Annotated in this window: 19 protein-coding genes; 15 read left to right on the plus strand and 4 right to left on the minus strand. The window is 69.4% G+C overall.

Annotated features, from left to right (window positions below):
* Positions 1 to 62: 62 nt before the first annotated feature.
* The 8 genes from EDM04_RS15430 to EDM04_RS15465 all read left to right on the plus strand — a co-directional run bounded on the left by EDM04_RS15430 (position 63) and on the right by EDM04_RS15465 (position 7,069).
* The gene (locus EDM04_RS15430; protein ID WP_123623679.1) at positions 63 to 308 is read left to right on the plus strand and encodes a DUF5816 domain-containing protein; all 246 of its coding nucleotides are present in this window, start codon (positions 63 to 65) and stop codon (positions 306 to 308) included.
* 137 nt (positions 309 to 445) lie between these two features.
* On the plus strand, positions 446 to 1,738 hold the full coding sequence (locus EDM04_RS15435; protein WP_123623681.1) for an MFS transporter: 1,293 nt from the start codon (positions 446 to 448) through the stop codon (positions 1,736 to 1,738).
* 37 nt (positions 1,739 to 1,775) lie between these two features.
* Positions 1,776 to 2,114, plus strand: a complete 339-nt coding sequence (locus tag EDM04_RS15440; protein ID WP_123623683.1) for a hypothetical protein — start codon at positions 1,776 to 1,778, stop codon at positions 2,112 to 2,114.
* 69 nt (positions 2,115 to 2,183) lie between these two features.
* Positions 2,184 to 2,384 (plus strand): dodecin, encoded by a 201-nt coding sequence (locus EDM04_RS15445; RefSeq protein ID WP_123623685.1) that lies wholly within the window; start codon positions 2,184 to 2,186, stop codon positions 2,382 to 2,384.
* Between the two features lie 440 nt (positions 2,385 to 2,824).
* Complete coding sequence (locus EDM04_RS15450; RefSeq protein WP_123623687.1) at positions 2,825 to 4,114, plus strand: alanine--tRNA ligase-related protein; 1,290 nt, start codon at positions 2,825 to 2,827, stop codon at positions 4,112 to 4,114.
* Positions 4,111 to 5,124, plus strand: coding sequence for an AIR synthase family protein (locus tag EDM04_RS15455; protein ID WP_123623689.1), 1,014 nt, complete (start codon positions 4,111 to 4,113; stop codon positions 5,122 to 5,124). The genes EDM04_RS15450 and EDM04_RS15455 overlap by 4 nt, the downstream gene beginning before the upstream one ends.
* Positions 5,125 to 5,210: 86 nt before the next feature.
* Positions 5,211 to 6,371 (plus strand): acyl-CoA dehydrogenase family protein, encoded by a 1,161-nt coding sequence (locus EDM04_RS15460; RefSeq protein ID WP_123623691.1) that lies wholly within the window; start codon positions 5,211 to 5,213, stop codon positions 6,369 to 6,371.
* On the plus strand, positions 6,368 to 7,069 hold the full coding sequence (locus EDM04_RS15465; RefSeq protein WP_123623694.1) for an HAD family hydrolase: 702 nt from the start codon (positions 6,368 to 6,370) through the stop codon (positions 7,067 to 7,069). Before EDM04_RS15460 ends, EDM04_RS15465 begins: the two co-directional genes overlap by 4 nt.
* 17 nt (positions 7,070 to 7,086) lie before the next feature.
* On the opposite strand, the gene EDM04_RS15470 is transcribed toward EDM04_RS15465, so the two are convergent.
* Complete coding sequence (locus EDM04_RS15470; protein ID WP_123623696.1) at positions 7,087 to 7,389, minus strand: DUF5822 domain-containing protein; 303 nt, start codon at positions 7,387 to 7,389, stop codon at positions 7,087 to 7,089.
* Between the two features lie 148 nt (positions 7,390 to 7,537).
* Between EDM04_RS15470 and panB the strand changes: the two genes are divergently transcribed.
* The 3 genes from panB to EDM04_RS15485 all read left to right on the plus strand — a co-directional run bounded on the left by panB (position 7,538) and on the right by EDM04_RS15485 (position 12,061).
* Positions 7,538 to 8,344 (plus strand): 3-methyl-2-oxobutanoate hydroxymethyltransferase, encoded by an 807-nt coding sequence (gene panB / locus EDM04_RS15475; RefSeq protein WP_123623698.1) that lies wholly within the window; start codon positions 7,538 to 7,540, stop codon positions 8,342 to 8,344.
* A gap of 583 nt (positions 8,345 to 8,927) precedes the next feature.
* Positions 8,928 to 10,985, plus strand: a complete 2,058-nt coding sequence (locus EDM04_RS15480; RefSeq protein ID WP_123623700.1) for a DUF460 domain-containing protein — start codon at positions 8,928 to 8,930, stop codon at positions 10,983 to 10,985.
* A gap of 89 nt (positions 10,986 to 11,074) precedes the next feature.
* Complete coding sequence (locus EDM04_RS15485) at positions 11,075 to 12,061, plus strand: tyrosine--tRNA ligase (RefSeq protein WP_123623702.1); 987 nt, start codon at positions 11,075 to 11,077, stop codon at positions 12,059 to 12,061.
* Between the two features lie 27 nt (positions 12,062 to 12,088).
* Here EDM04_RS15485 and EDM04_RS15490 read toward each other — a convergent pair whose 3' ends face one another.
* Both EDM04_RS15490 and EDM04_RS15495 read right to left on the minus strand, forming a co-directional pair.
* On the minus strand, positions 12,089 to 12,844 hold the full coding sequence (locus EDM04_RS15490; protein ID WP_206424481.1) for a topoisomerase DNA-binding C4 zinc finger domain-containing protein: 756 nt from the start codon (positions 12,842 to 12,844) through the stop codon (positions 12,089 to 12,091).
* Positions 12,845 to 12,920: 76 nt separating this feature from the next.
* Complete coding sequence (locus EDM04_RS15495; RefSeq protein WP_164471149.1) at positions 12,921 to 13,148, minus strand: hypothetical protein; 228 nt, start codon at positions 13,146 to 13,148, stop codon at positions 12,921 to 12,923.
* 162 nt (positions 13,149 to 13,310) lie between these two features.
* On the opposite strand from EDM04_RS15495, the gene EDM04_RS15500 reads away from it, so the two are divergent.
* Positions 13,311 to 14,246, plus strand: coding sequence for a helix-turn-helix transcriptional regulator (locus EDM04_RS15500; protein ID WP_206424482.1), 936 nt, complete (start codon positions 13,311 to 13,313; stop codon positions 14,244 to 14,246).
* A gap of 26 nt (positions 14,247 to 14,272) precedes the next feature.
* Here EDM04_RS15500 and EDM04_RS15505 read toward each other — a convergent pair whose 3' ends face one another.
* The gene (locus EDM04_RS15505) at positions 14,273 to 16,615 is read right to left on the minus strand and encodes a DEAD/DEAH box helicase (RefSeq protein ID WP_123623706.1); all 2,343 of its coding nucleotides are present in this window, start codon (positions 16,613 to 16,615) and stop codon (positions 14,273 to 14,275) included.
* A 159-nt stretch (positions 16,616 to 16,774) separates the two neighbouring features.
* On the opposite strand from EDM04_RS15505, the gene EDM04_RS15510 reads away from it, so the two are divergent.
* The 3 genes from EDM04_RS15510 (at position 16,775) to EDM04_RS15520 (ending at position 22,997) form a co-directional block, all read left to right on the plus strand.
* Entirely contained in the window at positions 16,775 to 17,137 is a 363-nt protein-coding gene (locus EDM04_RS15510) for a TRAM domain-containing protein (RefSeq protein ID WP_123623709.1), read from the plus strand.
* Between the two features lie 94 nt (positions 17,138 to 17,231).
* Complete coding sequence (locus EDM04_RS15515) at positions 17,232 to 22,688, plus strand: LAGLIDADG family homing endonuclease (RefSeq protein ID WP_123623711.1); 5,457 nt, start codon at positions 17,232 to 17,234, stop codon at positions 22,686 to 22,688.
* Entirely contained in the window at positions 22,689 to 22,997 is a 309-nt protein-coding gene (locus EDM04_RS15520) for a hypothetical protein (protein WP_123623713.1), read from the plus strand.
* Positions 22,998 to 23,010 lie beyond the last annotated feature (13 nt).

The following is a 23,010-nucleotide window of genomic DNA, read 5'->3' on the forward strand; positions in this document are numbered from 1 at the left end:
CCGCCGGCGGCCCCCGCCGATCGAGTCATCCTTTTAAACGGTTCCGACCGATACGGACGGGTATGAGTCTCGACGCGTCGACGACGGCCGACGGCGAGCGGGTGTACACCGACCGGACGCAGGTCGAGCGGGGCGCTGACGGGCCCTTCTACGTCGTGTTCGCCGACGACGACGGCTCCTCGCGGTGGGGGTTCCAGTGCGGGAACTGCGAGTCGTTCGACACCGCGATGGACACGATGGGACGGATCCAGTGTACGGAGTGCGGCAACCTCCGGAAGCCGGACGAGTGGGACGCGGCCCACGAATAAGCGGAGCCACGGGATCGGGTCGCGTCCCGTACGGCGCGCCCGACCCCGGGCAGACGGGTACTGACCCGACGGCGACAGAATTGCCGGGAGATGTACCTTTAGCTCAGCGGTCGGCGAACGGGCGTACGGAGACGCCGATGAACCGAAACGACCGCGCGATCGTGGGCTTCACCACGATCGGTCACGCCACGTTCCATCTCTACGAGCTCGCGATTCCGCTTTTCATCGTCTACTGGCTCGCCGACTTCGACGTCTCGGCCGCCGTGATCGGCGCAGTCGTCGGCGGGGGGCTCGCGCTCGTGGGGGTCGGTGCGATCGGCAGCGGCGTGCTCGCCGATAAGTACGGATCGGCGCGGCTGGTGACCGCCTCGATCCTCGGGATGGGCGGTTCCTTCGTCCTGATCGGGCTCTCACCGCGGATCGAGGTGCTCGCCCTCGCGCTGCTCGCGTGGGGGGCCGCCTCCAGCCTGTACCACCCCGCGGCGCTGTCGCTTCTGACCCGCGGGACCGCGGAACAGGGCACGGCCCTCGCGTACCACGGCGCGGCCGGCAACGTCGGCACCGCGCTCGGCCCGTTCGCGGCCGCCGTGCTGTTGACGTTCGCGCCGTGGGAATGGGTGGCGTTCGCCTTCGCGCTCCCGGCGGTCGCCGCGGCGACGCTCGCGTTCCGATTCGACTTCGACGAGACCGCGGGAGTCGATCCGGAGGCGGAGAGTCGCGGTCCGTCCCTGACCGATGGCGAAACCGGACTCGCCGCGTTCCTCGCGCAGTCGCGGCACCTGTTCACCGGCGGGTTCGTCGTCGCGTTCGCGATCATGATGGTGCACGGCGTCTACTCCCGGGGCGTCATCTCGTTCCTCCCCGAGATTCTCGCCGACCTCCCGCTTTTCGCGCCCGTCCCGATCGGCGCGGAGTCGTTCGAGCCGAGCCAGTACGTCTTCGCGGGGCTGCTCCTGCTGGGTGCTGGCGGGCAGTACGTCGGCGGGAAGCTGACCGATCGCGTTCGGATCGAGCACGCGCTGATCGGCGCGTACGCGGGGATCGTCGCCGTCTCGCTGTCGTTTCTCCCTGCGGCGAGCGCGGGCATCGTCCCGATGCTCGCGGTCTGCGGCGCGCTCGGCGCCGGCATATATATGACGGCGCCGATCCGGCAGGCGCTTCTGGCCGCGTACTCGGCGGCCGACGTCCGCGGGCTCTCGTTCGGGTACTTCTACCTGGGGGTGTACGGCGTCGGCGCCGTCGGAGCCGCCCTCGCGGGCGCCGTGTTGACGTACGCCTCGACCGAGGCGTTCTTCGTCGTCTTCGCGGGGATCGCCGCGGCCGCGGTCGCTCTCGGCGGCCTGCTGCTCGTGCGCTTCGCGGGAGTGTCTGGCGGGCGCGACCGCGCCGCCGACGCTGATCACGGCGATCGCGACGAACCAGAATCGTGAGAAAGTTTATCACGGAAGCCGGTCAACATCGGAGTAGATGGCCACTGCGAGCATCCCACCGACGACGGAGGCCAGAGACGTCTTTCGCGAACTCGGGTACACTGTCTCCGAGGGCGGACAGGAGTTCGTCGCGGAGCGGAAATGGCGGCGCGTGCTCGTGACCGTGTTGTGTATGGAGAACGACGATCTCGACCCGTATCTGGCCGACGGCGGCGAGACGCCGCGGCTCCGCTGTTTCGTCACGTGGCGCAATCGGGCGGGCGACCTGCGAGACCGACTCGTCTCCGCGAAGCCCCCGTACGACTGGGCGGTGATCGGCGTCGACGCCGACGGCGAGGACTTCGCGGTGATGGAAGGCGCGCCCGGCAGTCCCTGACCAGCTTCGACGGCGGTCCCCGTTCCATCGCCTCCTTTTATATCGCCGTGCGCCTAACTACCGCGTGACATGGTGTTCAAGAAGATCACGCTGATCGGAACGAGCGAGGAGAGCTTCGACGCCGCCGCAGACGACGCGATCGACCGCGCCGAGGACACGCTGGAGAACGTCTACTGGGTGGAGGTCGAGGAGTTCGGCGTCGAACTGAAGGGCGCGCCCGACCGGGAGTATCAGGCCGAGGTCGAGGTCGCGTTCGAGCTCGAGGACTGAGATCGGGTCGCGTCTCGGCGAGCGGTGGTTTCGGCTTTTTACGTATCGGTAGGGACAAGATGTTTCTCAGCCGCTCGCTTATAAGTGATTGCGGGTGACTCGACGATGAATTCCTTCAAAGCCCCAGCAGCGCTCGGCTCCCACAGCTCGCTGCGGTCCTCAGTCGTTCGCTTCGCTCACTCCTTGCGGTCCTTGCGTCGCTGGGGTTCGCCGAGCGCGACTGCCCCTTTGAGTCCCACCCCGCCCGCAACCGCAGCCTCACGCCTCCCCAGCCTCGCGGCTCACGGCTCGCGGCTTCGCCGCTCGCGTTCGCCGCGTCCCTCGCACCGGCGGTTCGCGGCCCTGCGGGCCGCTCACCGGGGCGCGCCAACCGCACCGGCTGTATATAAGCGATCACCGATGCGCCCACCTATTTATCCGATCGCCACCACGGACCGCCAATGACTGCGTCACGCGCGCCGGCGGAACCCGACGTTCGGGAGTTCGAGGCGACGGTCGAATCGGTCGACGGCCGGGAGGTCGTCCTCGACGAGACGTACTTCTACGCCGAGTCGGGCGGCCAGCCGGCGGACCGGGGGACGATCGACGGAGTGCCGGTGGCGGACGTGACCGAGCGCGACGGCGAGGTGGTCCACCTGCTCGACGGGGGCGCGGAGAGCCTTCCCGAGGCCGGCGAGACGGTCTCCGCGGTCGTCGACGACGCGTTCCGGACCTACTGCGCCCGCGCGCACACCGCCTCGCACGTGCTCTACGGCGCGGCGCGCCGGACCTGCGAGGACCTCGGCTACGCCGGCTTCGACATCTCGGAGACGAAGGTGCGCGTCGATCTGACGACCGCCGAACCCCTCGACGACGCGGATCTGGTCGAGTTAGAGCGGCTCGCCAACCGCGCCGTCTGGGACTCGCTCCCGGTGTCGTGGGAGACGCTGTCCGAGGACGAGGCCCGCGCGCTCGACGGGATCGCGTTCAACACCAAGACGGAGGAGGGGGCGATGAGCGGCGGCGAGGCGGTCCGGGTCGTGACGGTCGGCGAGCGCGGCGGGGAGCGAGACGACGGCGGGAACCCGCCGACGTGGGACGTGGCCGCCTGCGGCGGGACCCACGTCAGGAACACGAGCGAGATCGGTCCCCTCTCCGTGCTCGACCGGTCGAACCCCGGCGAGGGCGTGACGCGCGTGGAGTTCGCGGTGGGCCCGACCGCGATCGACCACGAGGCCGCGGTCCACGCCGCCGCGCTCGACGCGGCGACCGCCCTCGACGCGCGGGTCGGCGACCTCCCGGACGCGATCGACCGACTCCGCGATCGGGCCGACCGACTCGAAGCCGACCTGCGGGCCGCCACGAGCGATCTGCTCGCAGCGCGCCTGCGCGAGCTCCCGACTACCGAGGCCGACGCCGACGGCGCGACGTGGGCGGTCGGGACCGTCGAGGACGCGGACCCGAACGACCTCCGCGAACCGGCCCAGCGCGCCCTCTCCGCGGCGGACTCGCCCGACGCGATCGCGGCGGTCGGGACGGGCGACGCCCCCTTCGTGGTCGCCGCGGTCGCTGACGACGCGGGCGGCGAGGGCGACGGCGACGCGACCGACGACGCCCCCGACGCCGGCGCGGTCGTGGCCGCCGTCACCGACGAGTTCGGCGGCGGAGGCGGCGGCGGTCCGACGTTCGCGCAGGGCGGCGGGCTCGACGCCGACCCGGAGGCCGTCGTCGCGTGGCTCCGCGACCGATGACCGGCAAGCTCGGCCCCGAGGCGCTCGCGGAGGTGCTCGCGGCGACCGGCGCCGACGACGCCGCGGTCGACGCGGGACCGGCCTACGGCGAGGACGCGGCCGCGATCGACCTCGAAGGCGCGGAGTCCACCCTCGTCGTCGCCGCGGACCCGCTGTCGCTGGCGGCGGACGCGGTCGGCGAGCTGGCGGTCCACGTCGCCTGCAACGACGTGGCCGCCAGCGGCGCGGACCCGCGGTGGCTCACCCACACGCTCTTCCTCCCCGACGACGACCCGGCCCGCCGGCGGACCGTCACGGAGCAGGTGGACGCGACCGCCCGCGAGCTGGGCGTCGCGATCGTCGGCGGCCACACCGAGGTGCTGCCGTCGCTGGAGCGACCCCTCTGCTCGATGACCGCGCTCGGCACCACGGACCGGTTCGTGTCGAGCGGCGGAGCCGAGCCGGGCGACCGCCTCCTGCTCACGAAGGGCGCCGGCATCGAGGCGACCGCGATCCTCGCGACCGACTTCCGGGAGGAGTGCGCCGAGGCCGGAGTCTCCGAGGAGACGCTCGACGCGGCCGCCGGATTCCTCGACGAGGTGAGCGTCGTCCCCGACGCGGCCGCCGTCCGCGACGCCGCGAGCGCCATGCACGACCCCACCGAGGGCGGCCTGCTGACCGCGCTCGTCGAGACCGCGACCGCGAGCGGGGCGATCCTGTCCGTGGAGCGCGACCGGGTCCCGGTTCGACCCGAAACGGAGGCGTGCTGCGCGGCGTTGGGCGTCGACCCGCTGGCGACGTTCGGCTCCGGCGCGTTGCTCGCGGCGGTTCCCCCCGAGCGCGTCGACGAAGCGACCGACGCGCTGGCGACCGCCGGGATCGACGTCGGCGAGATCGGGGAGGTGCGGGCGGCGGGAGACGGCGAGGACGGATCCGACGACGGCGACGCCCTCGACGACGGACGCGTCCTCCTCGACGGCGATCGGATCGACGAGGCGCCCCGCGACGAGCTGTACCCGCTGTGGGAGTAGCGGGGAGAGCGGGGGGAGCGGAAGTCTCGCGCCGGCCCCCACCCCCGATCGCCCACCTTTTTCAGTGTGAGATCGAACCGAACGGTATGACTGGCGCACGCGTCGGCTCGTCGCTCACCGACGAACAGGAGGCGATCCGCGACCTCGTCCGGGAGTTCGCGGCCGAGGAGGTCCGACCCGGGGCCGGCGAGGCCGACGAGGCCGAGTCGTTCCCGGAGGAGGTGTGGGACGGGCTCGCCGAGCTCGGCCTGACCGGCCTAACGGTCCCCGAGGAGTACGGCGGCTTCGCGGCCGACGAGACGACCTACGCGGTCGTCAACGAGGAGCTCGCGTACGGCCACCTCGCGGTCGCGACCGCGCTCTCCGTCCACTGTCTCGCGACCTCCTGTATCGCGGAGTTCGGCAGCGAGGCGCAACGAGAGCGCTGGCTGCCGGAGATGGCGGAGTCGGGCCGGCCCGTCGGGATGTTCTGTCTCTCCGAGCCGCACGCGGGGTCGAACCCGGCGGAGATGTCGACGACCGCCGAGTACGACCCCGAGGCCGACGAGTACGTCCTGAACGGCGAGAAGCAGTGGATCACGAACGGGAAGCGGGGCGGGGTCGCGATCGTCTTCGCGAAGGCCGACGGCGACGACGAGCGATCGATCACCCAGTTCCTCGTCCCGGCCGACGCCGAGGGGTTCGAAGTCGGCAAGAAGGAGGAGAAGCTCGGGCTCCGCGCCTCGGACACGACCGGGATCAGCTTCGACGACTGCCGAATTCCGGCCGAGAACCGGCTCACCGAAGAAGGAAAGGGGCTCTCGGCCGCGTTCCGGACGCTCACCGGCGGTCGGATCGGGATCGCGTCGCAGGCGGTCGGGCTGGCGCAGGCGGCCTTCGACGAGGCGAAGGCGTACGCCGCGGAGCGCGAGCAGTTCGGCGGGCCCATCGACGACATCCAGACGGTCCGACACAAGTTCGCGGAGATGGCGACCGACGTCTCGGCGGCCCGCCTGCTGGTCCGGGAGGCGTGCCGGCAGGCGGAGGCCGGCGAGGACAACCGCGTCGCGGCCTCAAAAGCGAAGTACCGCGCCAGCGAGACCGCGATGTCGGTGACCAACGAGGCCGTCCAGATCCACGGCGGGTACGGCTACACGACCGAGTTCGACGTGGAGCGGTTCTACCGCGACGCGAAGATCACGGAGATCTACGAGGGGACGACGGAGATCCAGAAGACGATCATCGCTCGGGGGGTGTTGGGCAAATGACGACGGAGGACGGGCGAGTGGCGACGGAGGACGGGCGAGCGACCGAGACGGGCGGCGACGAGCGGTCGGTCGACACGGAGGCAGACGCCGGCAAAAGCGCCGCCGGCGCCGTTCCGAGCGTCGAGAGACCGGTCGATCTTTCCGCGTACGACGCCGTCGTTTACGATCTGGACGGGACCCTCGTCGAGCTCGAGGTCGACTGGGTCGCGGTCGCGGAGTCGGTCCTCGACGTGTACACCGAACACGCGGTGATACCCCCGACCGACGACCTGTGGGGCCTGCTCGGAGCCGCCGAGGGGTACGGGCTCCGCGACGAGGTCGAGGAGGCCATCGCGGCCCACGAGCGGGCCGGCGCGCGCGACTCGACGCTGCTTCCCCTCGGAGGGCGGCTGATCGAGGCCGTCGAGGAGGGCCGAAACGGTCCTCCCGCCGGCGTCTGCTCGCTCAACTGCGAGGAGGCCTGCCGGGTGGCGGTGGAGGTCCACGGGCTCGGCGAGGCGCTCGATCCGGGCGCGATCGTCGGGCGCGACACGGTCGACACGTACAAACCGGAGCCGGAATCGGTGCTCGCGGCGGTCGAGCGGCTCGGCGCCGACCCGGCGCGCGCGCTGTTCGTCGGCGACTCGCGGCGCGACGCCGTGGCGGCGGAGCGCGCGGGCGTCGCGTTCGCGTGGGCGGAGGATCTGCTCGATCAGTAATCGGCTCGGACGGCTGCTCAGGCGGTGTCGGTGTCGTCCTCCTCCCCATCTTCGGAGCCGGTGTCGGCCTCCTCCGCCACTCCCCCGTCCCCCGCCTCGGTGCGTCGGGCGTAAGCCGCGACGGCGACGGCGGTGACGAACCAGATGGGGGCGCCGACGCGGACGGCGAAGGCCGCGCGGGCCGGCCACGAGTCGAGGGTGACGAACGCGGAGAGGACCGCGACGACGGGCGCGCCCACGAGGATGGTGACGACGAACGTCGTCTGCATCACCCAGCCGTAGTCGATCCCCTCGTACTCGGCGCGCTCGACGGGTTGCACGACGGCCCGTCCGTGGCGGACGTGCAAATCGGTGACGATCCACGGGGCGGTCCGCCGGCACGGGAGCGGGGTCCGAGGGGACGGTTCGAGCGGTCCCGACCTTCCGGATTCCGGCGATTTTAACCGGTCGCACGGGCGTGTTCGAGGTATGACCACGACGCGGGGACTCCGGGAGGGCGACGAGCCGATCACGATGCTGACCGCCTACGACGCCCCGACGGCGGCGGTCGTCGACGAGGCCGGGATCGACGTGGTCCTCGTCGGCGACAGCATGGGCAACGCCGTCCTCGGCTACGACTCGACGCTCCCCGTGACGTTCGAGGAGGTCGCGAGCCGGACCGCGGCGGTCGCCCGCGCGACCGAGGACGCGCTCGTCGTCGCCGACATGCCCTTCCTCTCCTTCGGCGTCGACGAGGCGGAGTCGGTGCGCAACGCCGGCCGGCTCCTGAAGGAGGCGAACGCCGACGCGGTGAAGATCGAGAGCGGCCCCCACACCGTCGAAACGACCCGGCGGATGACCGACGTGGGGATCCCGGTGATGGCGCACCTCGGCTTAACGCCCCAGCACGTCAACCGACTCGGCGGCTACACCCGGCAGGGGACCGATCAGGACGCCGCCGAGGAGATAATCGACCTCGCGGGCGCGCACGCCGAGGCCGGGGCGTTCGCGCTCGTGTTGGAACACGTCCCCGCGAACCTCGCGGGGGCGGTGACGGAGGCGCTCGATATCCCGACGATCGGTATCGGCGCGGGCCCGGACTGCGACGGACAGGTGCTCGTGATCAACGACGCGGTGGGGCTCGGCGAGTGGTCGCCGCCGTTCTCCCGGCAGTTCGGCGACGTGCGCGGCGAGATGCTCGACGCCGTCGAGGCGTACGAGGAGGCGGTGACGAGCGGCGAGTTCCCCGCCGAGGAGCACTCGCACGTCGAGTCGGAACTGGAGGATCTGTACTGAGTCGGGGCTGTCGAAAGAGAGGCGCCCTGTCTCGGATGCGATCAGTACAGATATCACCGCGAGCGATACCGGGAGTGGGTATTGCAGATCGGTGGCGGCGAGAGAGTATTTAAACGACCGAGAGCGACGGCGACGATCGCTTATAAATCGATGCGGTGGCGTGCGCCTCCGAGCGGCCGACAGGCCGCGAGGAGCACGCGCGAGGGAGTCGCTGGCGGCGACAGCCGCCAGCGACGAGGCTGGGGAGGCGTGAGGCGCGGTTGCGGTGCTGTGCGGGTGGGATTCAAAGGGGCAGTCGCTGTGGGCGGCGCAGGCGACGCAAGCACCGCAAGGAGCGAGTAAAACGAGCGACTGAGGCGCGCAGCGAGCGTGCGCCGCCCACAGCGACTGGGGCTTTGGAGGTCTTCGCCGCAATACCGTCGATCACTTATAAACAGCCGCCAGCAACACCACTCGATCGCTTATAAACAACCGATCAACCAATGTGCTATACCCACTCCCGCTATCGGTCAGAAGTCGGCTCCCACACCGAAACCGTCCCACCCGGCGTGGGGTATATACGCGTCAGCGGCCTAGTGAACCCGTGACAACCCGGACGATCCGCGCCCGCGACCGGCCGGTGTTCGGCGTCGACGTGCACAGCGGCGACGTCCGCGGCGACGACCCCTCCTACGCCCTCGTCATCTTGGACCCCGTCGACGAGGACGACCCGGACGCGCCCGACGCGGACGGCCCGATGGCGCGAGTCACCCGCGACGTGGTGTCGTTCCGGAAGCTCTGCCGACTGATCGACGACCGCGAGCCGCTGTACGTCGCCACCGACAACGCCTACGAACTGGCGGCGGACAAAGGGGAGCTCGTGGGGTTCCTCCGGTCGCTTCCCGACGGCACGCGGCTGGTGCAGGTGACCGGCGCGGAGCGCCCGGAACCGCTTTCGCGGGTCGCCTCGCGACACGGGATCCCGTACGGGAAAGAGCCGATGAAGGAGGCGGAGGCGTCGGCCCGGCTCGCGGCCGCCAACGTCGGCCACGAGGTGACCGCGTTCACCGACGAGACGCGGGTGAAGGTGTCCCGCGGGCGCTCGACCGGGAAGGGCGGGTGGAGCCAGGACCGCTACACTCGACGGATCCACGGCAACGTCCGGAAGCGGACCCGACAGGTCCAGTCGAAGCTGAAGGAGGCGAACCTCGAGTTCGATCGCGACGTGACCGAGAAGTACGGCGGCTACGCGAACGCGACGTTCACCGTTGAGGCGCGCCCCGAGGACATCCCCGTGTCGAACTCGCGGGCCGGCGACGTGCGCGTCGAGGTCGAGCGCGAGCGCCGAGACGGGATCGAGTACGAGCCGCTCGTGCAGCGGCGCGACCGGGTGATCGTCGGCATCGACCCGGGGACGACCACTGCGGCCGCCGTGGTCGGGCTCGACGGGACCGTCCACGCGCTGTACTCCTCGCGGACCGCCGACACCGCCGACGTGACCGAGTGGGTCATCGAGCAGGGGCGGCCGATCATCGTCGCCGCCGACGTGGAGCCGATGCCGGAGACCGTCGAGAAGTTCCGGCGCTCGTTCGACGCCGCGGGCTGGCGACCCACCACGGACCTCCCCGTCGACGAGAAGCTCCACCGGACCCGCGAGGCCAGCTACGCGAACGACCACGAGCGCGACGCGCTGGCGGCCGCGCTGTACGCCTACGACGACCACGAGGACCAGTTCGAGCGGATCGCGGCGAAGACCCCGCCGCGGCTCGACCGCGAGGCGGTGATCGCGGGCGTGGTCGCCGGCGGCGGCTCCGTGGAGGCCGTCGTCGCGGAGCTGAGCGAGGACGACGGAAGCGGCGCTGGCGGCGGGAGCGGCGACGACGAGGCCGACGAGACGGACCCCACCGAGCCCGAGCGCACCGAAGAGGAGGAGACCATCCGGCGGCTCCGCGAGCGCGTCGACCGGCTGGAGTCGCACGCGGAGTCGCTGGAGGACGACCTCGCCGAGCGCGACGAGCGGATCGCGGAGCTTGAAGGAGAGCTGGAGGAGGCGAAACGCGAGGAGCGGATCGAGGCGCGCACGCGTCGGGCGGTCTCCCGGCTCGAACGCGAGACGGACCGGTTGGAGCGCGAGCGCGACGAGGCCCGGGAGCGCGTCGCGGAGCTCGAGGGGAAAGTGGAGACGCTGAAGGAGCTGTGGCGGCTCGACCACTCGAACTTCGACGACGTGGCCGCGGACCAGGGGCTCGCCAGCGTGAAGGTCGTCGAGCAGTTCACGCTCGACGCGATCGAGGCCGCCGACGAGGAGTACGGCCTCGTCGCCGGCGACGTGGTCTACCTCCGCGACGCGTCGGGCGCGGGCCGCCGGACCGCCGAGCGGCTGGCGGAGACGGACCCGCGCGCCGTGATCCGCGACGGGAACCTCTCGGACGTGGCCGATCAGGTGCTCTTCGACCACGACGTGCCGGTCGTCCCGGCCGAGTCGGTCCCGGTCCGCGAGGTCGACGAGCTGGCGGTCGCGAGCGAGGAGGACGTGGCCGCCGCCCTCGACGACTGGGAGCGTCGGGCCGAACGGCGGCGGAAGGACGAGAAACAGGAGCACCTCGACCGGATCATCTCGGAGCACCGGGCGGGGCGGACGCTGCCGGAGACCGAGGAATAGGGCGGACGGCCGTTCCGCAGAGATTCCTCCTCGCCATCCGTCCGCACGCATCCAGAAGTCATATGACCGACAACCGCACAGTCGGAAGCATGGACGCTTACGAGCGGATCACCCGGAACGCGGCCGAGGTGGTCACCGAGGAGGAGATCGAGGCGCTGGCCGACGACCCCGACGGGAAGCGGGCGTACGTCGGTTACGAGCCCTCGGGCGTCCTCCACATCGGGCACATGCTCACCGCGAACAAGCTCATCGACCTCCAAGAGGCCGGGTTCGAGGTGACGGTGCTGCTCGCCGACGTGCACGCCTACCTCAACGACAAGGGCTCGTTCGAGGAGATCCGCCACACCGCCGAGCGCATGCGCGACCAGTTCATCGCCTACGGGCTCGAGGAGTCGAACACGCAGTTCGTCTTGGGCTCCGACTTCCAGCTCGACGACGACTACACCCTCGACCTCCACTCGCTGGAACTCGAGACGACGCTCGCGCGGGCCGAGCGCGCGATGGCCGAGATCACCTCCGGCGACTCGGTGAAGGTGTCGCAGGCGGTGTACCCGCTGATGCAGGCGCTCGACATCCCGTACCTCGGCGTCGACCTGGCGGTCGGCGGGATGGAGCAGCGCAAGGTCCACATGCTCGCGCGCGACGTGCTCCCGAGCATCGACCGCGAGCCGCCGACGAGCCTCCACACGCCGCTCATCGCCGATCTGGGCACCGGCCGCGGAAAGATGTCCTCCAGCGAGGGCGTCACCATCTCGATGGAGGACTCCCGCGAGGACATCGAGTCGAAGGTGAACGACGCGTACTGCCCGCCGACGGCCGACCCCGAGCCGACCGACGACGGCGAGGCGCGGGAGAACCCCGTCTTGCAGGTGTTCGAGTACCACGTGTTCCCGCGGTTCGACGCCGTCGTCGTCGAGCGCCCCGAGGAGTACGGCGGCGACCTGGAGTACGACGCGTACGACGCCTTAGAGGCCGACTTAGAGTCCGGCGAGCTCCACCCCGCCGACGCGAAGGGCGCGCTCGCGGAGTACCTCGACCGGCTGATCGCGCCGGGACGCGAGCAGCTCGCGGAGTAGGCGGCTTCAGTCGGATTTCCGCCGTTTCTACCCGCCTGTCGCCGTGTGACCGTCCAGCTCACAGCTTCCGTCCAGACAGCCGTTTCCGGCGGCCGTCTCGAAGACCGGGAGCCCGCAGTCGCACTCGTCGACGACGACGCCGGAGGGGATCGAGAAAGTGGTTTCACAGTCCGGACGATTTTCGCAGGCGAGGTAGACGCGGCCGGGCGCGGACTGGACGGTGAGGTCGCCGTCGCAGTCCGGACAGTCCCAAACCCGGTCGAACCGGTCTCTCACGGCGGCCTCCATGGGGTCGCACGCGGGGTCGAGACAGAGGTGGAACGGCTCGCCGCGTTCGATCCGGATCTTCGGGAGCCCGCAGTCGTCGCAGACGCCGTCGGTGACGCTCGCGCCGGCCGGGAGCCCCCACCGCTCCTCGCAGTCGAGACAGACCACGTCGCCGCGCGAGCGCACGAGCGCCCCGCCATCTTCCGGGCAGGTGCCGACCGGGAGCCCGGCTTCGGTGACGGGCAGCGCGCGGCTCGCGGTCGCCTCCTCGGCGACGACCCGGAGCCGGCGGGTGCCGTCGCGGGCGGTGATCGAGAACCCGTCGCCGTCGCCCTCGACGACGACCGAATCCGGTCGGGTCAGCCACGCGACCGGCTGATAGCCGTCGGCGTCGTGGACGAGGGTGGTGTCGTCGGGCTTGATCAGGACGACGACGCGCCCGCGGTGGGTGCGGGAGCGGTCGCCGCGTTCGGTCACTCGGCAGTCGCCTGCGAACACGCGGAGTCGTTCGGGCATACGACGGGTGGCCGCGGTATCGGGCTTAACGTGTGGGCCGACCGCGGAGCGGTGCGCGGTCCGCGCGGCCAGCGGTTCAGGCGGGTTCGCGTCGAAGCCGGCGCGCGGACCTGACTCGATCGGTGAGCCGCCGGATCGCGAGCGCGAGGGCCGCACCGACGAAGGCGGCGACGAGGGTGTCGCCGCCGAAGACGGTCGCGGCCCACGCGAGCGTCAGCACGCCGACGTGGAGGGCGACGACGAGCCCCGAGACGACGGCCAGGCCACGCGCCGAGACGTCCTCGAGAGTTGTCGAAGCGCCCACTGTACGGAAACGAACGGTCGAGCGGCGTCGGTCACGTCCAGTCATCACCTGTACAGAGGGCGACCTCCGCCTAAAGTGTAATCTGAATAATGTTTATGTAGCGCGGGTTACCAAAATATCTTTCAGCGAACGTTTATGATGGATGCTCCGACATTCCCGGGTATGAGCGGTATCTCCGGATCCGACGCGGGGGGATCGAACCGAGCGCGCGAAGAGCGGTCGATCGCGACCTGCGGCGGAGAGTGCGTTCCGCCGGCTGACGCGTTCGCGGTCGTCGCCAGCGAGACTCGGCTCCACATCTTGGAGGCCCTCTGGCGGAGCGACGACGACGCCGTGCGGTTCTCGGACCTTCACGGGGAAGTGGATCTGCGCGACTCCGCGCAGTTCAACTACCACCTCGACAAGCTCACCGACCAGTTCGTCGCCAAGACCGACGAGGGGTACGCGCTCCGGCACGCGGGCGAATCGGTCGTCCGGTCGGTTCTCGCGGGCACGTTCACCGAGAGCCCCGATCTCAACCCGATCGACGTCGGGCACGACTGCGTCGACTGCGGCAGCGGCCTCCGAGCGACCTACGCGGACGAGCGCCTCGCCATCGAGTGCCCCGACTGCGGCGCTTCCCACGGTCGGTACAGCTTCCCGCCGGGGGGACTCAACGACCGCACGGACGCGGAGGTCCTCGACGCGTTCGATCAGCGGGTCCGCCACCTCCACTGCCTGGCCGCCGACGGGGTCTGCCCGGAGTGTAACGGCCGGATGGCGACCCGGATCGCCGAGGGGGCATCCGGCGATCACGGCACCGATCTCGGCCTCTCGGTCCGGGTCGTTCACGAGTGCGCGCAGTGTCGCCACCGCCTCGACTCGCCGGTCGGCCTCTCGCTGCTCGACACCGCCGCCGTCGTCGCCTTCTACGAGGAACGGGGCACGGACCTGACGGCGACGCCGTACTGGACGCTCCCGTGGTGCGTCTGCGACGAGTACGTCTCGGTGGTCGACCGCGATCCGTACCGCGTGCGAGTTCGGATCCCCGGGGACGAGGAGACGCTTTTCGTCACGCTCGACGAGTCGCTGGACATCGTCGCGACGGAGCGCCGGTAGCGATCCCACTCCGTCCGGGTGGCGACCTACTCCACCCGAACGGTCCGCGCCGCCCGGACCGGCATCAGCGGCAGGTCCGGGAAGACGACCTCGACGACGAACTCCAGCTCGTCGGCGTCGGGCGGCCCGAACACGCCGACCGGGACCGCGGTCTCCCCGTCGAGGTACGTCGTCGTCGCGGTCATCTCCACGTCGTTGACGGTCACCCTGATCCCCGCGCGGGCGCTCCCTGAGACGGCGGCGACGGCGACTTCGCACATCTCGTTTTCGCCGACGGCGATGGTCTCCGGGAAGTCGCCCCAGTCGACGTCGACCCGCGGGCAGTCACGGGCGGCGTCGACGACGCGCTCGGCGACGGAGCCGCTCATGCCGGCGTTCTCGAGTTCGCTCGCGCCGGCGTCGACGACGCCGGCGGGGGAGGTGAGTCCGGCGTCCGCGAGCCGCTCGGCGCGACCGGAGCCGACCCCCTCTATCGCGGTGAGCGCGACGGCCTCGCGGGAGACGCCGTGCTCGACGCGCGCCTCGACGCGGCACGCGAGGTTGGCGGCGCGGGGACCGGCGAACCGGTCGAGGAACTCCGCGAGCGCGGCGAGCAGTCGGAGCGCGTTCTGCCGGATCACCCACGCGTCCGAGCGCAGGTCCGAGGGGATCGAGTCGGCCATCCCGGCGAGCAGGATGGCGAACACCTTGCGGTGGCCGTCCTCCAACTCGGTGTCGCGACCGTCGAGGATCCGGTCGATCGCGTCCGACTCGGCCGACCGCGCCGAGACGGAGTCGAACTCGCCGGCCGACGCGACGGTCTCCAACACCGAGTCGACCGTCAGCGTCTCCCGGTCGGCAAGCCGCCGGAAGCGGCGGGCGGTGTCGAGCCGCAGGTAGTACTTCGACGCGAGCCGCCCGAGCCCCGTCGGCTCGATCGCGAGGTCGTCGTCGGCCGCGACGAATCCGTCGTCCACCAGCGACTCGAGGGTGTCGCGGACGCGGTCGCGGAGGGTGGCGAACTCGTACTCGTCGGGCTTCGACTCGGCGCGGACGTAGTAGAAAGTGGTCTCCAACCACTCCATCACGTCCTCTAACCCGCGGATGGTGCCCATCGCGATCTCGGCGTTGAGGTGCGACTCGAGCTCGGCGGCGAGCCGCGACTCGATCTCCTTGCCCTCTCGCAGCAGTTCGCGGTACTTGTCGGCGTCCGCGCGGTCGCAGACCACCCAGCCGTACCCCACGTCGTCGTAGCCGGGACGGCCCGCGCGCCCGAGCATCTGGAGCACGTCGAGCGGCGAGATGTCGGTCTCGCCCTCCAGCGGGTCGTGGTACTTCGTGTCGCGGATGACGACGCAGCGCGCCGGGAGGTTCACCCCCCACGCGAGCGTCGACGTCGAGAAGAGGAGCTTGATCTTCCCCTGTTTGAACCACTCCTCGACGCGGTCGCGGTCCTCCTTCCCGAGCCCCGCGTGGTGGAAGCCGACGCCGTCGGTGACCGACTGCCGGAGGGTGTCGTTGGTGAGCTCCTTCGCCTCGTTGTGGAAGTCGTAGTCGCCCCGCGAGTCGATCGGGATGTCCCGATCCGTTATCTCGTCTCGCGCCTTCTTGGCGGCCTGCACCGTGTCCTGCCGCGAGGAGACGAACACGAGCGCCTGCCCGTCCTCGCGCACGTGCGGCTCGGCCAGGTCGAGCGCGCGGTAGAGCCGCCGGTACTTGTCGGCGAAGGCGTTCGAGCCGTGCGAGTACGTCTTCACGCCCGTTTCCAGGTCGACCGGGCGGTACTCGTCGCCGAACTCGTAGGTCGTCTCCGCGGGCGCGTCGAGCCACTCGGCCACGTCCGCGACGTTCGGCATCGTCGCCGAGAGCGCGACGACGCGAGGGTCCTGTAAGCGGCGGAGCCGCGAGACGGTGACTTCGAGCACCGCGCCGCGCTTCTCGCTGTCGAGGAGGTGGACCTCGTCGATGACGACGCAGTCCACGTCGGTGATGAACGAATAGCGCCCGGAGTCGTGCTTCCGGGTGGCGCTGTCGGCCTTCTCCGGTGTCGTCACGAGCACGTCCGCGCGCTCCGCGCGGCGGGGGTTGAGGTCGCGCTCGCCGGAGACGACGTACACGGAGTAGCCGAGCTCCTCGAACCGCTCCCACTCGCTCTCCTTCTCGTTGGTGAGCGCGCGGAGCGGCGCGACGAAGAGCGCGGTCCCGCCCTCAGAGAGGGTCTTGCAGATCGCGAGCTCGGCGAGCGCGGTCTTGCCCGAGGCCGTCGGCGCCGACGCGACCACGTTGTGGTCGGTCTCCATGATTCCCGGCAGCGCCTCGCGTTGCATCCGGTTGAACTCCTCGAACCCGAAGGCGTCGGCGAACTCCGGCACCGCGTCCGCGACCTTCACGCCGCACCACGCCCGTGGGCGACTCGACGGCGACCGAGAGTCGTTCGCATCACGTCGAACGGAGGGCTTCGAGAGCAAAGGCGTTTCTCATGCGGTCGGCGCGACCGCGTCGGATCGAGAACCCCGAGCGTTTACGTGACCGCGGGTCGACCGCCCGGTATGTTGCCGTCGTCGCCCGTCGTCATCGGTGCCGCCGCCGTGATCGCCCTGCTCGTCCTGCTGGTCGCCGCCCGTCGCCTGCGCGGCCCCTCCTCAGAGGCGCGCGAGTCGAAGCGCGCGCACGACGCCGCCCAGGAGCGCGAGCCGCCGGTCGAGATCGGAGAGACGTACGAGTTCGGCGTCACCGAGCTCACCGACCACCACTCGGGCGAGGAGGTCGCCGTGGGCAAGGTCGAGGGATTCGTCGTCTTCACCGAGGACATACCGAGCGACCTCTCGACGGGCGACGTGATCCGCGCGAAGGTGCTCTCGTTCAACGAGGGGCGCACTTCCGCCGACGCGACGTTCGTGACGAAGGCCTAACCGAACCGGGTCCGAGAGCCGATCGCGGACCGACGAGATCCACCTCCGCCCCGAGCATGAGGTTCATACGTGATGGCGACGAAGTGGTTTCGTAATGGCTCAGGCCGGGAATCAGGACCTCACGGAGCGGTTCATTCAGTTCTATCGTAACTACTACCGTGAGGAGATCGGACAGCTTGCGCAGCGATACCCCAACGAACAGCGCTCGCTGTACGTGGAGTACGACGACCTCTACCAGTTCGACCGCGACCTCGCCGAGGACTTCCGCACGAAGCCGGATCAGATGCGCGAGTACGCCGAGGAGGCGCTGCGGCTCTACGACCTCCCCGCCGACGTCAGCCTCGGACGCGCGCACGTCCGGATCGAGAACCTCCCCGAGAGCATCGACATCCGGGGAATTCGGGTCCACGACGACCACATCGGCAAGCTCGTCTCGATCAAGGGCATCGTCCGCAAGGCGACCGACGTGCGCCCGAAGGTGACCGAGGCCGCCTTCGAGTGCCAGCGCTGCGGCACGATGACGTACATCCCCCAGAGCGACGGCGGCTTCCAAGAGCCCCACGAGTGTCAGGGCTGCGAGCGGCAGGGCCCCTTCCGCGTCAACTTCGACCAGTCGGAGTTCATCGACTCCCAGAAGCTCCGCATTCAGGAGTCGCCCGAGGGGCTCCGTGGCGGCGAGACGCCCCAGAGCATCGACGTCGACATCGTCGACGACATCACCGGCGAGGTGAGCCCCGGCGACCACGTCACCTGCGTCGGCGTCCTCCACATCGAGCAGGTCGAGCAGGGCAACGAGAAGTCCGCCATCTTCGATCTGTACATGGACGGGGTCTCCATCGGCATCGAGGACGAGGAGTTCGAGGACATGGACATCACCGAGGCGGACAAACGCGAGATCATCGAGCTCTCCAACCGAGAGGACATCTACGACGCGATGGTCGACTCCATCGCCCCGGCCATCTACGGCTACGAGGAGGAGAAGCTCGCGATGATCCTCCAGCTGTTCTCGGGCGTGACGAAGCATCTCCCCGACGGGTCGCGAATTCGCGGCGACCTCCACATGCTTCTGATCGGGGATCCGGGTACGGGAAAGTGTCTCGATGGCGACACAAATGTTGTCCTCAACGATGGCCGAGAGGTTCCGATACGCGATCTGGTCGAGCGGAACCTCAACGATCCGAAGCCAGTCGACGACGGCGTCTGGGACAGTGTCGACTTCGAGGTTCCCGCACTTCAGGGGAACGGCACTGTCGGGAAGTCCCGCGCGACGAAAGTCTGGAAGAGAGAGGCGCCGGCAGAGATGTATCGAGTCGAAACGGCGTCGGGCCGTGAACTCGATGTGACGCCTTCTCACCCGTTGTTTATCCAGCGGGACGGGCAGTTCGCTCCGGTCCGTGCCGAGGAACTGGAAGCGGGCGAGTTCGTGGCGGCACCCACCCGACTCGACGTGGACGCCGACGACACGCTCGACGTCGATTTCCGAAGGGCACAGTCGCACAACGCCGTCCGTCTCGACGCTCCCGAACGGTGGACGCCAGCTCTCTCCCGACTTGTCGGATACATCGTTGCCGAGGGCTACGTCGAGAAACGCGACGATCACTCGGGGTTCGTTTCGATCACGAACAACGACGAGGAGGTCCTCGAAGACGCGCGCAACACGCTCCACGACCTCAACCTCGAAACGGCCTCTAGGAAGTCGCACGATGGCAAGAGCGCGCGTGAGTTGCTGTGTTCCGCCGGCGAGTTCGTCAGTTTCCTCGACGAGGTCGATGCGGCGCTACTGAAAAGCTCCGCTGAAAAGCGGGTCCCGTCGAGAATCGCAGGCGCATCTGACGAAATTACCGCCGCTTTCATCGAGGGATTCATCGAGGGAGAAGGTCACGTCTCTGCGTCGCAACGCGAGATAACCGTCGCGTCGATGAGCGAGGAGCTTCTCGAAGGAGTCCGGTCGCTCTTGCTTCAGCACGGGATTACGTCCCAGTTACACGAGCGGCACAACGGAAGCTACCGGCTCCGTGTCAGCGGCGCACAGTTCGACCGCTACGTCACTGAAATCGGGTTCGTTACCCAACGGAAACAGTCCGCAGCGGCGGAGCATCTCGAAACGGATCGGAACACGAACGTGGACGTGATCCCGAACGTCGGTCAGACGCTTCGTCGACTACGTGAGTCGCTGGGACTGACACAGTACGAGTGCGGTGTACCACGGAACACGTACCGACACTACGAGGCCGGAAACCGGAATCCGAGTCGTGACGCCCTCAAGCGAATTGTCAATGCATTCGAGGACGCGTGTGGATCCTCCATCGACGGCGACAGCGACGCGTTCGCCAAAACAGACGGCGGGTCCACCGCACGCGACGTTGTCGCGCTCGGTCGACTCACTGAGAGCGATATTCGCTGGGATCGGATCGAGTCCATCGAGCGAGTCGAACCTGAGGACGAGTGGGTGTACGATCTCGAAGTCGAGGGGACTCACAACTACGTCTCGAACGGGATCGTCTCGCACAACTCACAGATGATTTCGTACGTAGAAAACATCGCACCCCGGTCGGTGTACACGTCCGGGAAGGGGTCGTCAGCGGCGGGGCTCACCGCCGCGGCTGTAAGGGACGACTTCGGCGACGGTCAGCAGTGGTCGCTCGAAGCCGGCGCGCTCGTCTTGGCCGACAAGGGGATCGCCGCAGTCGACGAGCTCGACAAGATGGACTGCGTCACGGGCGACACCCTCGTCACGCTCGCCGACGGGCGCGTGGAGCGCATCGACGAGCTGGCGCGGGAGGCCGCCAAGGACGGTGATATCGAGGATCTCTCGAACGGCCGACGAATCCGCGACGTCGACCTCGACGTCTGGTCGATGGACGACGACGGGCGACTGGTCGAGCGTCCCGTCTGCTCCGTCCACGAGTACGACGCGCCGTCGGAGCTGACGCGGGTCACGATGGAGACCGGGGAGTCGCTGCGCGCGACAGCCGACCATCCGTTTTTTGTCCTCGACGACGGAGAGCGCGTCGAGCGCGAGGCGGCCGCCCTCGACGAGGGAGACTGGGTGTACGTCCCGCGCGAGATTCCGACGACGGCCGCCGACGGCGGAGCAGCGGTCGCAGCGGGCGGCGTCGACAGCGAACTCCCCGATGACGACGCGGGGATCGACGCCGCGATGGCGAGCGTCCTCGGGTACCTCTCTGGAGACGGAAACGTCTACTACGACCGCGACGAGGGCGTCTACGGAGTTCGGTTCACGAACACCGACGACGATCTGTTGGACGACTTCGAACGGGCGGCCCGAGAAGCGTTCGACGCGGAGCCGACCCGACCGCCGAGCGAGAAGCGAGACGGGGGCGCCGAGACGGTTCGCGTCCACGGGAAGCGACACGCCGACGCCGTCCTCGACGCGGGCATGAACCTCGGCCGGTACGACGAGAAGTGCTTCCCGACCGCGGTCTCGACGGGAAGCCGGGCGGCGAAGGCCGCGTTCGTCCGCGCGCTGGCCGATAGCGAGGGCCACGTCGACGAGTCGGCGGGGAACGTTCGGATCGCTTCCGCGAGTCGAGACCTGCTGCGGGGCACGCGGAACCTCCTCTTGCAGTTCGGCGTGTCGAGCCAGCTACAGCGTCGCGCCCGCGCCGACGGTCGGGACGTGTACTACCTCACGGTGACCGACGCAGACTCGCTCGCGGCGTTCCGGCGGTTCGTCGGCTTTACGGCCACCCGAAAGGCGGAGGCGCTCGATCGGGTCGTCGATTCCGCCGACGGCGACCGCACGATCCTCGAAGTGATCCCGGAGGTCGACGACGTGTTGGCGCGGTGTCGCGAGTCGCTCCGGCTCCACCAGAGCGAGTGCGGACTCGACGCCGTCACGTATCACGACTTCGAGAGCGGAGCGGCGAACGTGTCGCTCCATCGCGCTCGTCGGATACTCGCCGCGTTCGAGGAGCGGCTGGAGGCGGCGGCCGAAGACCGATCGGCGCTTGACGACGACCCGTCGTGGGAACTCCTCGCCGAAATGCGCGATCGGTACCACGTCTCACAGTCCGAGATCGCCGAGGGAGCGACGCGGTCACAACAGCAGATCTCTCACGGGTGGGGCGACAACGACGCGGTCCGCCAAACGGTGGTGGACCGCCTCCGGGATGTCGTCGCGTCGGTCACGGAGTCCGATCTCGATGGCCTCCGCGAGTTCGTCCGCGGAGACGTGAAGTGGCGGCGGGTCGACTCGGTCGACACCGTGCCGCCGGAATCGACCGAGCACCGGCGCGAAGTCCTCCGGCAGCGACTCGCGGACGTTATCGGCGGCCCGGTCGAGGACGTGGAACAACGCGCTCGGGACCTGCTCGAACACGGTTCGATCGGAGAGACGCGAGAGGAGTTGGCGGCGGCGCTCGACGCGTACGGTATCAGCCAGACGGCCGTCGCCCCGTCGCTCGACGTGGATCAGGCGACCGTCTCGCGCTGGCTGTCCGGAGCTGTCGAAACGGACCGGCTCGACGATCTCCGGGAGGCGATCGCGATCGAAGTCGACGCCGTCAAAGAAGAGCTTCGGTCGCTCCTCGCTCGGATCGAGGACGGTCGGCGCCCGAAGGTGTACGATCTGACCGTCGACGACACGCACAACTTCGTCGCGAACGGACTCGTCGTCCACAACTCCTCGGACCGCTCGGCGATGCACGAGGGGCTCGAACAGCAGAAGATCTCCGTCTCGAAGGCGGGGATCAACGCCACCCTCAAGGCCCGCTGTTCCCTCCTCGGCGCGGCGAACCCCAAGTACGGGCGGTTCGATCAGTACGAGCCGATCGGCGAGCAGATCGACCTCGAACCCGCGCTCATCTCGCGGTTCGACCTGATCTTCACGGTGACGGACAGCCCGGACCCGGAGCACGACTCCCGGCTGGCGAAACACATCATCAAGACGAACTACGCCGGGGAGCTGAACACCCAGCGCGAGGAGCTGGCGAGCTCGGAGTTCACGCCGGATCAGGTCGCGGAGGTGACCCAGGAGGTCGCGCCGGAGATCGACGCCGAGCTGCTCCGGAAGTACATCGCCCACGCGAAGCGGTCCTGTTACCCGACGATGACGGAGGAGGCGAAGGAGCTCATCGAGGAGTTCTACGTCGACCTGCGCTCGAAGGGCGCCGACGAGGACGCGCCGGTCCCGGTCACCGCCCGGAAGCTGGAGGCGATGGTGCGGCTCTCGGAGGCGAGCGCGCGGGTCCGCCTCTCGGACACCGTCGAGCGCGAGGACGCCGATCGAGCGACCGACATCGTCGAGTCGTGTCTCAAGGACATCGGCGTCGACCCGGAGACGGGGCAGTTCGACGCCGACGTGGTCGAGACGGGCACCTCCAAGAGCCAGCGCGACCGCATCAAGAACATCAAGGGGCTCATCGCGGACGTCGAAGAGGAGTTCGAGGAGGGCGCGCCCGTCGAGGAGGTGCTCGACCGCGCCGGCGAGATCGGGATGGACCCGGGGAAGGCCGAACAGGAGATCGAGAAGCTCCGGACGAAGGGCGAAGTGTACGAGCCCAAGCAGGGCCACCTCCGGACGACGTAGATGGACCGGATATCCGCGATACGGAACGTCGAGGACGCGCTCCGGGCGTTCGAGAACGGCGAGGCCGACCTCGCCGACACCGAGCGGCGCGTGGCGGCGGTCCTCCGGACGTACGCCACCGAGTTCGACGGCGACGACGACGTGTTCCGCGCGGTCGGCGAAGAGCCGGTCGACGGGACGATCGTGGTCGCGCCCTCGGAGCCGGCGGCCCGGGAGCGCGTGCTCTCGCTCACCGGAGAAGGTAGTTTAGAGAAACAGACATATCCTGAATCCGATTCAGTCCCCGAATTCGACGTGGAACGGGTGTGATTCGCGTACCGGT

The sequence above is a fragment of the Halorubrum sp. CSM-61 genome (genome assembly GCF_003781945.1).
In the GTDB taxonomy this organism is placed as follows: domain Archaea; phylum Halobacteriota; class Halobacteria; order Halobacteriales; family Haloferacaceae; genus Halorubrum.